We start from the raw sequence: 13,582 nt of genomic DNA on the forward strand, positions 1-13,582 counted from the left end.
GGATCCTTAGTCCGGATAACCCTGCGGGTGGCGTGACTGCCAGTGCCAGGTATCCTGTGCCATTTCATCAAGCGTGCGGGTGACACGCCAGTTAAGTTCTTTATCGGCTTTGGTGGCATCGGCCCAGTAAGCAGGCAGGTCGCCATCACGACGCGGAGCGAAGTGGTAGTTCACCGGCTTACCGCAGGCTTTGCTGAAGGCGTTAACCACGTCCAGCACGCTGCTGCCGACCCCGGCACCGAGGTTATAAATATGCACGCCCGGTTTGTCAGCCAGCTGCTGCATGGCTGCAACGTGGCCGTCTGCTAAATCCATCACGTGGATATAGTCACGCACGCCGGTGCCGTCTTCGGTAGGGTAGTCATTGCCAAAAATGGCCAGCGACTCGCGACGGCCTACCGCCACCTGGGCGATGTACGGCATCAGGTTGTTCGGAATGCCCTGCGGATCTTCACCCATATCGCCAGACGGATGGGCGCCGACCGGGTTGAAGTAGCGCAGCAATGCGATGCTCCACTCCGGCTGGGCTTTTTGCAGGTCGGTCAGGATCTGCTCTACCATCAGCTTGCTTTTACCGTACGGGCTTTGCGGCGTACCGGTCGGGAAGCTTTCAACGTAAGGAATTTTTGGCTGATCGCCATAGACGGTGGCGGAGGAGCTAAAGATAAAGTTTTTGACGTTTGCCGCGCGCATGGCGGAGATCAGACGCAGGGTACCGTTGACGTTGTTGTCGTAATACTCAAGCGGTTTCGCAACGGACTCACCGACCGCTTTCAGCCCCGCGAAGTGGATCACCGCTTCGATGGCGTGGTCGTGAAGGATCTCGGTCATCAGCGCTTCGTTGCGGATGTCGCCTTCAACGAAAGTCGGCTGTTTACCGCCAAGACGTTCAATCACCGGCAGCACGCTGCGCTTACTATTGCACAGGTTGTCGAGGATGATCACATCGTGACCATTTTGCAGCAGCTGCACACAGGTATGACTTCCGATGTAACCGCTACCACCTGTTACCAGAACTCGCATAATTCGCTCCATTGGGCCTATGGTATGTAATAACCATAGCATAACAGAGACGCGAAAAGTGTGACATGGGATAAAATAGTGGAATCGTTTACACTCGTTTTCACACCCGCTTTTTCGATGACGTAGAGCATTCTAGATCAAAGAGATAGCGATGTATTGATGCAAGTTATCTGAAAAGAGGAGGGCGGTGCCCTCCGCGGTTAATCTACGTTGCTGAGAAGGTAGCGATAACCCTCGCCGTCCGCGACAAACTCGAGGCGGTGGGTGATGCAGGAGGGGGCATCTTCGGCATGGTGTGAAACGAACAGCAGCTGCGTTTCACCTTCGCTAATCAGCACGTCCACAAAGCGGCGGACCAGCTGTCGGTTAAGCGGATCCAGCCCCTGCAGCGGCTCGTCGAGGATCAGGAGCGTAGGGTGTTTTACCAGCGCGCGAACGATCAGTGCCAGGCGCTGCTGCCCCCACGACAGGCTATGAAACGGCGCGTCAGCCACCCGGTTATCCATCCCCAGAATATCCAGCCACTGCTGGGCCAGCTTGTGCTGTTTATCTGACACCGCCTGATAAATGCCGATGGAATCAAAATACCCGGAAAGGATCGCGTTGCGTACCGTGGTACTGACCCGGTAATCCAGATGCAGGCTGCTGCTAACGTAGCCAATGTGCTTTTTGATATCCCAGATGGTTTCGCCGCTGCCGCGACGGCGGCCAAACAGCGTCAGATCGTTACTGTAGCCCTGCGGGTGATCGCCGGTTATCAGGCTCAGCAGCGTGGATTTCCCCGCGCCGTTGGGACCGACAATCTGCCAATGTTCGCCAGGATTAACCGTCCAGCTGAGGTGATTCAGGATCGGTCGTTCGTCATAGGAGACTACGCCATCGCGCAGGACGATAAGCGGCTGCCTGGGGTCGAGACCGTGGCGTGCTGCCGGCGCGTCGGGATCCGGCAGCGCAATGCCCGCCAGCTTTTCGCTGTGCGCAAGCTGGGCAATCAGCGCCTGTCGGAGCAGCGCGGATTTTTCTCCGGTTTCGATCAGGCTACAGTCTGCCAGCACGCCCGCGTTTTGCACGAAGTCAGGAATTTCATCGAAGCGGTTCAGCACCAGTACGATCGTATAGCCTTCCTGATTCAGAGAGTCCAGCATGGCAGCCAGCTGGGCGCGGGAGTGGACATCCAGCCCGTCAAAGGGCTCATCCAGAATCAGCAGCTCCGGCTGGCTCATGAGCGCCTGGCACAGCAGCGTTTTCCGCGTCTCGCCGGTAGAGAGGTACTTAAAGCGCCGGTTCAGCAGCGCGGAAATGCCAAACTGTTCCGCCAGATGCTGACAGCGGGCGGGATCTTTCACCTCATCCTGAATAATTTCCGCCGCCGTGCGGCCGGTATCTTCTTCGCCAGGACTGAGTAAATCGGTATTGTTGCGCTGCCACTCGTCGCTGACCAGCTTCTGCAGCTGTTCAAAGGACAGGCGCGTCAGGCGCGTGAAATCGCTCCGGCATTCGCCTTTGAGAAGGGTAAGCTCTCCGGCCAGCGCGCGGGCCAGCGCGGATTTACCGCTGCCGTTAGTGCCGACAAACGCCCAGCTTTCACCCGCGCGTATTGTCAGATCGGCAATCGTCAGCGTTCGGGTATCGCTAAGACGAAACGTACCTTGCGAAATATGCAATGATGACATGATGTATCCCATTTTTTGCAGCAATAGATATCAGGGATACGCACTGTCGTCACGATTGTCAATGCGCTCAGCACAATGTGGCGATAATCACACGGTCCGCGTTGAAATATGCGGTGACGACAGCACCTTCTTCTAAAGCGTTCGCCTCGCTGAGCGGGACCGTGGCGCAAAGCGCCTGTCCGTCTGCCAGGGGCATCAGCACTTCGCACTGCTCCTTGCCGCGTTCGATATGGCTGATGGTGCCCCGCAGCTGGTTATCAGCCGCCTTTGCCTTGTCCGGGTCGCGTGTGATATTGACCCAGGGTGCTTTCAGCAACACCAGCACCTCTTTACCTTCATCCAGATCAAGGCGCTCTGCGCTCTGGGCCGTTATCGCCGCTTTCAGACGGGTGACACCATCGGCAAGCAGGATCTCAACATGCTGCTGTACCTGGAGATTATCGCGCGCCGTCACCGTACCAAACCACTGGTTGCGGGCGCTGGTCTGCAACGAGAAGCGGGAAATGGCGGCCAGCAAGCTGTCCAGCGGAACGTTGTCGTCGTCACTCAATACATCGAATGCTTTTTGCTGAATCTGGCCCAGGAGATCGTAGAGCTGAATCAGGCGCAGGCCGTAGCGTGTGACAACAGCACCTCCACCCCCTTTGCCCCCTGTGGCTCTGTCCACCAGCGGATGCTCGCTCAGGGTGTTCATGTCATTGATGGCATCCCAGGCGCTTTTATAGCTAATCCCGGCGTTCTTAGCGCCCTGGCTAATTGAGCCGGTTTGTTCTATCTGTTTAAGCAGGGCAATACGTCGGGGATCGGCGAAAAGCTTTTGCTGAAGTCGGAGAGTAAGAAGAATTTCGGCCTGCATAACAGTGTCCTGGCAAAAAGAATATTGTGACCCAAATGGTGCAGGGCGCAAAGGGCACCGCACAAAAGGGGATGTTTTTCTTACTTTTCAGGGTAGAATAGCCCATTCACAAAATCTGGAGAAAACCATGTTAGAGTTGTTGAAAAGTCTGGTATTCGCCGTGATCATGGTACCAGTAGTGATGGCCATCATCCTCGGTGCCATCTACGGCCTGGGTGAAGTGTTCAACGTCTTTTCGAATATCGGTCACCGAGACCGTGCGAAAAAGCAGCATTAATTTCCCACAAAACGCCCGGCTTGCCCGGGCGTTTTGCTCTCAAGCTTTTCTTACTTTCGCCGATATTATTTAACGTAACACACCGTGTTACCCCTTGAGCGGTACGAATTACCGCTGGGATCTCCCTGACGATACCGTTATATTAATATGTATATAACGCTACTCACAGGAGTTACAGATGGCACGTTCATGGGTACGCCTTTTCGCAGGGGCAACGCTGACGCTTTCACTTACCGGACACGCGCTGGCGAACGAAGGTAAAATTACGGTCTTTGCGGCGGCGTCGTTGACCAACGCGCTGCAGGATATTGCGGCGGCGTATAAAAAAGAGAAAAACGTCGAGGTAGTCTCCTCTTTTGCCTCTTCCTCTACGCTGGCACGGCAGATAGAAGCGGGCGCTCCGGCAGATCTGTTTATCTCTGCTGACCAGAAGTGGATGGACTACGCGGTGGAGAAGAAATCGATTGATGCGGCGACCCGCGAAACGCTGCTGGGCAATAGCCTGGTTGTGGTTGCACCGAAGGCCAGCGCGCAAGGTGAAATCACCATCAATAAAGAGACAAACTGGACCCGCCTGCTGAACGGTGGCCGTCTGGCGGTGGGTGACCCGGAACACGTTCCGGCCGGGATTTACGCCAAAGAAGCGCTGCAAAAGCTGGGCGCGTGGGAGACCCTGTCACCAAAACTGGCCCCGGCGGAAGATGTGCGCGGCGCGCTGGCGCTGGTGGAGCGTAACGAAGCTCCGCTGGGCATTGTGTATGGTTCCGATGCCGTTGCCAGCAAGGGCGTAAAAGTGGTTGGCACCTTCCCGGAAGACTCCCACAAGAAAGTGGAATATCCTGTGGCGATTGTTGATGGACATAAAAATGCGACCGTAACGGCCTTCCGCGATTATCTGAAGGGGCCGGAGGCGTCCGCAATCTTTAAACGTTATGGATTTACGACTCACTGATGATACTGACCGATCCTGAATGGCAGGCTGTTCTGCTGAGCCTTAAAGTCTCTTCCCTGGCGGTTGCGCTGAGTTTGCCCTTTGGGATCTTTTTTGCCTGGCTACTGGTTCGCTGTCGGTTCCCCGGCAAAGCGCTGCTCGACAGCGTCCTTCATCTTCCCCTGGTTTTACCGCCCGTGGTGGTCGGTTATCTGCTGCTGATTTCGATGGGGCGACGCGGTTTTATCGGCGAAAAGCTCTACGACTGGTTCGGAATCACCTTTGCCTTTAGCTGGCGCGGTGCGGTACTGGCGGCGGCGGTGATGTCATTCCCGCTGATGGTCAGAGCGATCCGCCTCGCGCTGGAAGGCGTGGATATGAAGCTCGAACAGGCAGCCCGCACGCTCGGTGCCGGGCGCTGGCGCGTCTTTTTTACCATCACGCTTCCGCTTACGCTGCCGGGCATCATTGTCGGGACGGTGCTGGCGTTCGCCCGCTCGCTGGGCGAGTTTGGTGCGACCATCACCTTTGTGTCGAACATTCCCGGCGAGACGCGGACCATCCCATCGGCCATGTATACCCTGATTCAGACGCCAGGGGGAGAGAGTGCCGCAGCGCGGCTGTGCATCATCTCTATCGTATTAGCCCTGGTTTCGCTGCTGGTTTCTGAATGGCTGGCACGGCTAAGCCGCGAACGGATGGGGAAATAACGATGCTGGAACTGAATTTCACCCAGACGCTGGGAAACCATACTCTGACGCTTAACGAGACGCTGCCTGCAAGCGGCATCACCGCCATCTTCGGCGTGTCGGGCGCGGGTAAAACGTCTCTGATTAACGCCATCAGCGGCCTGACGCGCCCGCATTCAGGGCGCATTGTCCTGAACAACCGCGTCCTGAATGACGTGGAGAACAAGATTTACCTTTCGCCGGATAAACGCCGCATCGGCTATGTTTTTCAGGACGCGCGCTTATTCCCGCACTACAGCGTGCGCGGCAACCTGCGCTACGGCATGGCGAAAAGCATGGCCGGGCAGTTTGATAAGCTGGTGACGCTTTTAGGCATTGAACCCCTGCTCGACAGGCTGCCGTCCTCGCTCTCCGGCGGGGAGAAACAGCGTGTGGCTATAGGCCGCGCGTTGCTGACCGCCCCCGAACTGCTGCTGCTCGACGAGCCGCTGGCCTCGCTGGATATACCTCGCAAGCGCGAGCTTTTGCCTTACCTGCAGCGTCTGACCCGCGAAATTAATATTCCGATGCTCTACGTCAGCCATTCGCTGGATGAGATCCTGCATCTGGCCGACAAAGTGCTGGTGCTGGAAGAGGGCAGCGTGAAGGCCTTCGGCAACCTGGAAGAGGTGTGGGGCAGTAGCGTGATGCACCCCTGGTTACCCAGGGAGCAGCAGAGCAGCATCCTGAAGGTGAGCGTTCTGGAGCATCATCCGCACTACGCGATGACCGCCCTGGCGCTGGGCGACCAGCATCTTTGGGTCAATAAGATCGACAAACCATTGCAGTCCGCGCTGCGGATCCGCATCCAGGCGTCGGACGTCTCGCTGGTGCTGCAGCCGCCGCTGCAAACCAGTATTCGAAATATTCTGCGCGCCAAAGTGGCGGAGTGTTTTGATGATAACGGGCAGGTAGAGGTGAAGCTCGACGTGGGCAGCAGGACGCTCTGGGCGCGCATCAGCCCGTGGGCCAGGGATGAGTTAGCAATCAAGCCCGGCCTGTGGCTTTACGCGCAAATCAAGAGCGTTTCGATCACCGCCTGATTACAGCAGGTGGGTATAGATGTACTGCGCGATGCTGTCGGTGGTGTTGTCGCCAATCACCACGTTAGCGCGCGCTTTTACCGCGTCGTCGGCATTGCCCATCGCCACGCCCGTACCGACGGCTTCCAGCATGCTGATGTCGTTGTAGTTGTCGCCGAAGGCGATCGCGTCCTGCATTGACCAGCCCTGCGACTCCACGTACTGCGTCAGACGCTTGCCTTTGCTGTTGCCTTTGCGGGCAATATCCACCTGATCGTGCCAGGACCATTCGCACTCCAGCCCCAGCGTGTCCTCGACGTGTTTCGCGAAGGTATTCAGTTTGGTGGTGTCTTCATCCGTCAGGGCAAACTTCCAGATAGCCTCAACGTCCTGGGCCGCCTGACGCAGAGAGGAAACCTGGGTAAAGACCGGACGCTGCGCTTCTGGCAGGGACAACGCCCAGTTGCTGGTGCGTACCACATGGCCGGTTGGGCGCTCGTACACCATCGCGTTATCCACATACATCAGGCCGTGAACATTATGCTCATCCAGCAGATCGATCAGCTGCAGCGCCTGGGGAACCGGCAGCGGGTCGGAGGCTAAAACCTTTTTTGCCTGATAATCATACAAATAAGTGCCATTACAACAAATTGCAGGTGTATCCAGCGCCAGTGCCTGATAAAAAGGGTGAATGGCTACGTGATGTCGACCCGTTACGATAAGGAGTTGATATCCCACTTCCTGCGCGCGTTTAAGCGCTTCAAGGGAGGAGGGGAGCAGGGTTTTCTGAGGGGTAAGTAATGTTCCGTCTAAATCCAGTGCAATCACACGCGAGGTCATTTGTTCTTCCGGGTTAATGTTGAATTTTAGGTTTCAGGGGATGTTACACCGAGAGTAAATCGCTGCAAAATTCCTGGCTAAAATTCAGCATTCACCGTTAAAAATAATCACTTTCACGTGCAGTGAGGAAAGGAGTATTCATGAAACAAACCGTTTATACCGCCAGTCCTGAAAGTCAGCAGATCCACGTCTGGCGCTTGAATGCAGAAGGTTCGCTCACGCTGGTTCAGGTTGTTGATGTGCCGGGCCAGGTGCAACCGATGGTCGTCAGCCCGGATAAACGTTTCTTATACGTGGGTGTGCGCCCGGAGTTTCGCGTGCTGGCCTACCGCATCTCTCCTGACGACGGCGCGCTGACCTACACCGCTGAAGCGCCACTGCCGGGCAGCCCAACCCACATCTCGACCGATCATAAAGGCCGCTTCATTTTTAGCGGTTCTTACAATGCCGGTTGCGTCAGCGTGACCCGTCTTGACGATGGTATTCCGGTAGAAACTGTCGACGTGGTGGAAGGGCTGGAAGGCTGCCATTCGGCGAATATCTCCCCGGACAACCGCACGCTGTGGGTGCCTGCGCTGAAGCAGGATCGAATCTGCCTGTTCACCCTGAGCGACGATGGTCACCTGGTGGCGCAGAATCCGGCTGAAGTCACCACCGTTGAGGGCGCGGGTCCGCGTCATATGGTCTTCCACCCGAACCAGCAATATGCTTACGTCGTTAACGAACTGAACAGCTCGGTGGACGTATGGGAGCTGAAAGATCCAAACGGTCAGATTGAGTGCGTACAGACGCTGGACATGATGCCGTCTGACTTCTCTGACACTCGCTGGGCGGCAGATATTCACATCACGCCGGATGGTCGCCATCTGTACGCCTGCGACCGCACCTCCAGCCTGATTACCGTCTTCAGCGTCTCCGAAGATGGCAGCGTGCTGGCTATTGAGGGCTTCCAGCCAACGGAAACCCAGCCGCGCGGCTTTAATATCGATCACAGCGGTAAATACCTGATTGCGGCGGGGCAGAAATCCCACCACATCGCGCTGTATGAAATCAAAGGCGAGCAGGGGCTGCTGGAAGAGAAAGGACGCTATGCGGTAGGCCAGGGGCCAATGTGGGTGGTGGTTAACGCGCACTAAGCGGCTTAAAACAAAAAACCTCGCGAATGCGAGGTTTTTTTATGCCCGGTGGTAGCCGGGTGAGCACATCAAAACGTAACCAACAGGATCATCATAATGTCGACTCAAGGCGATGTAAATTCATCGTCAACGAACAAAGGAGAACACGGAATGATCAGTGAATAGTATATAAATAATAATCAGTCACTTAAGTGCTTTTGCTTTATAAATTTCTAAATTGGTTTTAACTGTTTTTATGTACAGTGGTGATTTGATATCATTCTGTGCGTTGGTTCGATGTGTTGCAGTTCCGCAATTCAGGATCCTTTTTAAGTCCTGGCTGTCGGGTGGTGCCGACGGTGCCTAAACTGCGGAGCACATCAAAACATAACCAACACACCTCTGGTGACAGGCAGCGGAAAGGTAAACCAGAGGAGAAGTGCTCTATACCAAAGGAGTGGCGTATGAGCGGTGTGGAATGGGCAATTCTGTTCCTGCAACTCATGGTTGCGATTATGCAACTATTGGATGCGTATCTTAAGTTTGGAGCCTGACGCATTCAGTCGCAGTAAAAAGGGGGATTAAACTCCCCCTTTTACTCTCATCTCGTTACTGCTTCGGCTCAGCAACCACGTTGCTGCCCAGACCGCGGTTGTTGTATTCCCACATGCGGTTGAAGTTCGCGTCGTTCAGGTTGCGCTGCACGTTTCCTTTCTCGTCCACCGCACCGGTGTTGCCGGAGAACGGACGTTTGGAGACAGCCGCATCAGCCCACGGCTTCGCCACGTTAAAGCCTTCGTTGATCACGCTGTCGCGGATAACGACCTGGCCGTTGGTCGCAGAGTCCACGTCCAGGGAGCGTCCCAGCTGCGCCACGCCGTCACCGGCCGCGTTAAAGCGGCTGTTCACGGCCAGGAAGCCGTAAAACAGGTTAGACTGGGTTGCCGGAGCAAACACATAGCCTTCCTGCTGGGTACGGGAATTCACCACGCGGAAATCGGTGTTATCAAACACTACCGCGCCGCGACCGGACACCAGATCAACGTCACCTTCAACGTAGCTGTTGGTCACCAGCGTACGGGTCAGACGGTTGTTCTGCAGCGTGTTCTGTACGCCGCTGTTGGTCACGAAGAAGGTGTTCTGACGGCCCAGAATATTGACGTTGTTAATCTGCACCTTATCGCCGTCGCTACGCAGCGCAACGGCCTGGTGGTTACCGGCATCCACGCTGTCACCCAGGGTATTCTGAATGGTCAGGTTCTGCAGTTGCAGGCCATTATTCTGCGACCAGAACACCGCCGAGCACATCACGCCAATGGTGGCGGAACGCTTGCTCTGGCAGTTATCAAACATATACCACGCCGGTTTGCCCGGCATATATTTGCCTGCCGGGTTCACCAGGTGACGCCAGGCGGTGCTGTCGATTTCGGAATCAATCGCCAGGCCGATTTTTACGTCGATGGCTTTTTCACCCAGACCGTAAATCGTAATGCTGCCAGGAGCCGCCGGAACATACACGGTGCCTTCGTATTCACCCGGCAGGATCGCGATGTACTGGCGAGACGCGCTGTGTTTAGTGATTGCCGCGTCAACCGCTGCCTGGATAGTGGTATGCGTTACGCCCTGCGCGCCAGCCGGGCCAACAACGAAGTCAGGCTGTTTAGGCAGGTTAATAGAAGACGGTGTCCACGGCGCGGCGTTAGGATCCATCGCCGAGAAGTAATGGGCGCGGTCGAAATTCTTCGCTTCATCCGCGGACAAAATCGGGCGGGAGGCGGTACCGGGCGCTACCTGCTCAGAAGGACGCTGATCCGGTGGTGTAGAACTGCATGCGGATAATGTCACGCCAAAGGCGAGCGCTAACGCCAGACGGGAAATCCTGGAAATGTTCAAGGTGAAGCTCCTGGGTATGCAAGTCTTTACGGGATAGACGAAATAGCCTGCTTTTTTATACTAAGTTGAGCGAAACGGGAAGATAAAAAGGGTAAAAGTTGCATTTTTTGCCCGGAGGTGACGGGAAAGTCATCACAAATAAATAACATTTTCCCTCAAGGCGGTTGACAGCAGACGATGGATGCAAATAAATGTCTATACAACCCATGACAAGTGGAATGCCCATGCAGCTTCAACCTGACGATGTTATATGGCGAAATGCGCGCCTGGCAACAATGGTTCCCGATACATCCGCGCCTTATGGCCTGAAAGAGCAGCACGCGCTGGTCGTGCGCGGCCAAACTATCCTTGCCGTGCTCCCTGAATCTGACCTTCCTTCCGGGCACCGTCACGTCATCGATCTTGAGGGACGTCTGGTCACGCCTGGCCTGATTGACTGCCATACCCATCTTGTATTTGGCGGCGACCGCGCGGCGGAGTGGGAGCAGCGTCTGAACGGCGTCTCTTACCAGACCATCAGCGCTCAGGGGGGCGGGATTAACGCCACCGTGACGGCAACGCGCAGCAGTTCCCTGGAAACCCTGCTGAAACTGGCGCAGCAGCGGCTCCAGCGTCTGATCAATGAAGGCGTCACCACGGTTGAAATCAAATCGGGATACGGTCTCAACGCCGAGGCCGAAGAGAAGATGCTGCAGGTTGCCCGCCAGCTGAGCCTCAATAACCCGGTTGATATCAGCCCAACGCTGCTGGCGGCCCATGCGGTTCCGCCGGAATACCGACAGGATCCGGATGCGTACCTCGCGCTGGTCTGTGAGCAGATCCTGCCCACGCTGTGGCAAAAAGAGTTATATGAAGCAGTAGACGTGTTTTGTGAAAACGTCGGCTTTACCCCGTCGCAAACCGAGCGCCTCTTCCAGGCCGCCGCCGCGCTCGGTATTCCGGTGAAAGGGCATGTTGAACAGCTGTCGAATCAGGGCGGAGCGGCGCTGGTCAGCCAATATAACGGACTGTCGGCCGATCATATCGAATATCTCGACGACGCAGGCGTTCAGGCGATGGCGCAAAGCGGTACGGTTGCGGTACTGCTCCCCGGCGCGTTCTATTTTCTGCAGGAGCGCCAGCGTCCGCCGGTTGATCAGCTCCGAAAACATGGTGTGCCGATGGCCGTCGCCACCGACTATAACCCCGGCACCAGCCCGTTTGCCAGCCTGCACCTGGCGATGAATATGGCCTGCGTCCAGTTTGGCCTGACGCCCGAAGAAGCCTGGGCTGGCGTCACGCGGCATGCGGCGCAGGCGCTGGGCCGCAGCGCAACGCACGGGCAGCTGCAGCCGGGGTTTGTCGCTGATTTTATCGTCTGGGACGCTCACCATCCGGTAGAGATGGTCTACGAGCCGGGACGCAATCCGCTGTATCAACGTATTTTCCGTGGGGAGGCAGTATGAAGTTATGGCGGCCCGTCGCCGAAACGGTCTGGCAGGGGCGAGACGACAGCGCCGAAGCCAGCAATGCAACGCGCATTTTCCAGACGATACAACAGCAGGCGCAGTTCACGCCGCTTTCATCCGGCATCGCGCTGATAGGCTTTGAATGCGATGCAGGGGTTAAACGCAATCAGGGCAGGCCCGGCGCCGCTCAGGCCCCTGATATTCTGCGCAAAGCGCTGGCGAATATGGCAAGCCATCAGGGACACGAACGGCTGGCGGATATGGGCTCGGTGTACGTTGAAGGCGATGAGCTTGAACCCGCGCAGCGGGCGTTAAGCGATGCCGTGACGGCCTGCCAGCAGTCCGGGATGCGCACGCTGGTGTTTGGCGGCGGGCATGAAACTGCCTGGGCGCATGGACGGGGTGTTCTGGATGCATTCCCCGGCGAGCGCGTGGCGGTGATAAACCTGGATGCGCATCTCGACCTGCGCAAGGCCGACCGGGCGACGTCCGGTACGCCGTTTCGTCAGCTGGCTCAATACTGCGATGAATGCGGGCGCGAGTTTCGCTACGCCTGCTTTGGCGTCAGCCGCGCGGCGAACACCCAGGCACTGTGGGATGAGGCCGAACGCCTGAACGTCACGCTGGTGGAGGATCTTCATTTTAGACGCGAGGCATTATCGGCGCTGGAAAAGGTGCTGGCGCAGGCCGATCGTGTCTATCTGACGATCGATCTGGATGTCCTGCCCGCGGGCGAAATGCCTGCCGTTTCCGCTCCTGCGGCGTTAGGCGTCCCGGCAATGGATCTAATGCCGGTTATTGAACAAATCTGCCGCAGCGGTAAGCTGCAGGCCGCCGATCTGGTAGAGTTTAACCCGCAGTACGATCGGGACGGACAGGGCGCAAAGCTCGCCGCCCGTCTGGCCTGGCAAATTGCTCACTGGTGGGCATAACACTATTAAAGGAGTCACGATGTTTTCACGCTCGCCCCTGCCGCAACCGAGCCCGCCCGCGCCTTTCTATGAAAAGGTGAAGCAGGCGATCAGCGAAAAGATTGCTACCGGCGTCTGGCGCCCGCACGATCGCATTCCGTCGGAGGCCGAGCTGGTGGCGCAGTTCGGTTTTAGCCGGATGACCGTCAACCGGGCGCTGCGCGAGCTCACCGACGAAGGGCTTCTGGTGCGCCTGCAGGGCGTGGGGACGTTCGTGGCGGAACCGAAAGGGCAATCCGCCCTGTTTGAAATCCGCAGTATTGCGGACGAAATTGCCGCGCGTAATCATCAGCACCGCTGCGAAGTGCTGGTGCTGGAAGAGACCCAGGCCAGCGCCGAGCAGGCGGTAGAGCTGAATGTCAAAGAGGGAAGCCGCATCTTCCACTCCGTGATGGTGCATTTCGAAAACGATATTCCGGTGCAGATTGAAGATCGCTGCGTGAACGCCGAACGGATACCGGACTATCTGAACCAGGATTACACCCAGACCACCCCGCACGCCTATCTGTCGCTTGTCGCACCGCTGACGGAAGGGGAGCACATTGTGGAGGCCGTGCGCGCCACGCCGCAGGAGTGCGAGCGGCTGCGCATTAAAGAGCACGACCCGTGCCTGCTGATCCGCCGTCGAACCTGGTCCTCGTCGCACATTGTGTCGCATGCCCGGCTGCTTTTCCCGGGGAACCGTTACCGGCTGCAGGGCCACTTTATGTCATAAGTTTTATAAGCGTGATCGCTAACGCAATATAACAAAATTGTATCTTTTTTGTTAAATCTGACCTTGTGTGTGCTTGTCTATACAAGTATA

At 56.7% G+C, this 13,582-nt stretch carries 14 protein-coding genes; 9 read left to right on the forward strand and 5 right to left on the reverse strand.

The window, feature by feature from the left end; genetic code table 11:
* Window positions 1-6: 6 nt before the first annotated feature.
* From galE to modE, 3 genes are all read right to left on the reverse strand, one after another.
* Window positions 7-1,023, reverse strand: a complete 1,017-nt coding sequence (gene galE, locus IB212_RS06790) for a UDP-glucose 4-epimerase GalE (RefSeq protein ID WP_041910754.1) — start codon at window positions 1,021-1,023, stop codon at window positions 7-9.
* 200 nt (window positions 1,024-1,223) lie between these two features.
* Window positions 1,224-2,696, reverse strand: a complete 1,473-nt coding sequence (gene modF / locus IB212_RS06795; RefSeq protein WP_188245778.1) for a molybdate ABC transporter ATP-binding protein ModF — start codon at window positions 2,694-2,696, stop codon at window positions 1,224-1,226.
* A gap of 67 nt (window positions 2,697-2,763) precedes the next feature.
* Complete coding sequence (gene modE, locus IB212_RS06800; RefSeq protein ID WP_153656201.1) at window positions 2,764-3,552, reverse strand: molybdenum-dependent transcriptional regulator; 789 nt, start codon at window positions 3,550-3,552, stop codon at window positions 2,764-2,766.
* Between the two features lie 127 nt (window positions 3,553-3,679).
* Here modE and IB212_RS06805 point away from each other — a divergent pair, with 127 nt between their 5' ends.
* The 4 genes from IB212_RS06805 (at window position 3,680) to modC (ending at window position 6,531) form a co-directional block, all read left to right on the forward strand.
* A complete protein-coding gene (locus tag IB212_RS06805) occupies window positions 3,680-3,829 on the forward strand; it encodes an AcrZ family multidrug efflux pump-associated protein (protein ID WP_013097516.1) in 150 nt (49 codons plus the stop codon).
* 178 nt (window positions 3,830-4,007) lie between these two features.
* Window positions 4,008-4,781, forward strand: a complete 774-nt coding sequence (gene modA / locus IB212_RS06810; protein ID WP_188245777.1) for a molybdate ABC transporter substrate-binding protein — start codon at window positions 4,008-4,010, stop codon at window positions 4,779-4,781.
* Window positions 4,781-5,470 carry a molybdate ABC transporter permease subunit gene (gene modB, locus IB212_RS06815; RefSeq protein WP_041910749.1) on the forward strand — a complete coding sequence of 230 codons (690 nt, stop codon included), beginning with the start codon at window positions 4,781-4,783 and terminating at the stop codon, window positions 5,468-5,470. The genes modA and modB overlap by 1 nt, the downstream gene beginning before the upstream one ends.
* 2 nt (window positions 5,471-5,472) lie before the next feature.
* Window positions 5,473-6,531, forward strand: coding sequence for a molybdenum ABC transporter ATP-binding protein ModC (gene modC, locus IB212_RS06820; RefSeq protein WP_060573568.1), 1,059 nt, complete (start codon window positions 5,473-5,475; stop codon window positions 6,529-6,531).
* Here modC and IB212_RS06825 read toward each other — a convergent pair whose 3' ends face one another.
* Window positions 6,532-7,350: a pyridoxal phosphatase gene (locus IB212_RS06825; RefSeq protein ID WP_045259940.1), complete on the reverse strand. Its 819-nt coding sequence runs from the start codon at window positions 7,348-7,350 to the stop codon at window positions 6,532-6,534.
* 140 nt (window positions 7,351-7,490) lie between these two features.
* Here IB212_RS06825 and pgl point away from each other — a divergent pair, with 140 nt between their 5' ends.
* Complete coding sequence (pgl, locus tag IB212_RS06830) at window positions 7,491-8,486, forward strand: 6-phosphogluconolactonase (RefSeq protein WP_188245776.1); 996 nt, start codon at window positions 7,491-7,493, stop codon at window positions 8,484-8,486.
* Between the two features lie 443 nt (window positions 8,487-8,929).
* Complete coding sequence (gene tisB / locus IB212_RS06835) at window positions 8,930-9,019, forward strand: type I toxin-antitoxin system toxin TisB (protein WP_023332440.1); 90 nt, start codon at window positions 8,930-8,932, stop codon at window positions 9,017-9,019.
* Between the two features lie 55 nt (window positions 9,020-9,074).
* Here the strand turns inward: tisB and IB212_RS06840 are convergent, their stop codons facing one another.
* Window positions 9,075-10,358 (reverse strand): putative acyl-CoA thioester hydrolase, encoded by a 1,284-nt coding sequence (locus IB212_RS06840; protein ID WP_188245775.1) that lies wholly within the window; start codon window positions 10,356-10,358, stop codon window positions 9,075-9,077.
* A gap of 224 nt (window positions 10,359-10,582) precedes the next feature.
* Here IB212_RS06840 and hutI point away from each other — a divergent pair, with 224 nt between their 5' ends.
* The 3 genes from hutI to IB212_RS06855 are packed head-to-tail and all read left to right on the forward strand — an operon-like array spanning window position 10,583 to window position 13,492.
* A complete protein-coding gene (hutI, locus tag IB212_RS06845; RefSeq protein WP_045630838.1) occupies window positions 10,583-11,803 on the forward strand; it encodes an imidazolonepropionase in 1,221 nt (406 codons plus the stop codon).
* Window positions 11,800-12,738 carry a formimidoylglutamase gene (gene hutG, locus IB212_RS06850; RefSeq protein ID WP_045630837.1) on the forward strand — a complete coding sequence of 313 codons (939 nt, stop codon included), beginning with the start codon at window positions 11,800-11,802 and terminating at the stop codon, window positions 12,736-12,738. Before hutI ends, hutG begins: the two co-directional genes overlap by 4 nt.
* 19 nt (window positions 12,739-12,757) lie before the next feature.
* Window positions 12,758-13,492 carry a histidine utilization repressor gene (locus tag IB212_RS06855; RefSeq protein WP_041910742.1) on the forward strand — a complete coding sequence of 245 codons (735 nt, stop codon included), beginning with the start codon at window positions 12,758-12,760 and terminating at the stop codon, window positions 13,490-13,492.
* The last annotated feature ends 90 nt before the right edge of the window (window positions 13,493-13,582 follow it).

Origin of the sequence: Enterobacter sp. E12, assembly GCF_014596715.2 — a bacterium.
GTDB lineage: Bacteria > Pseudomonadota > Gammaproteobacteria > Enterobacterales > Enterobacteriaceae > Enterobacter > Enterobacter bugandensis.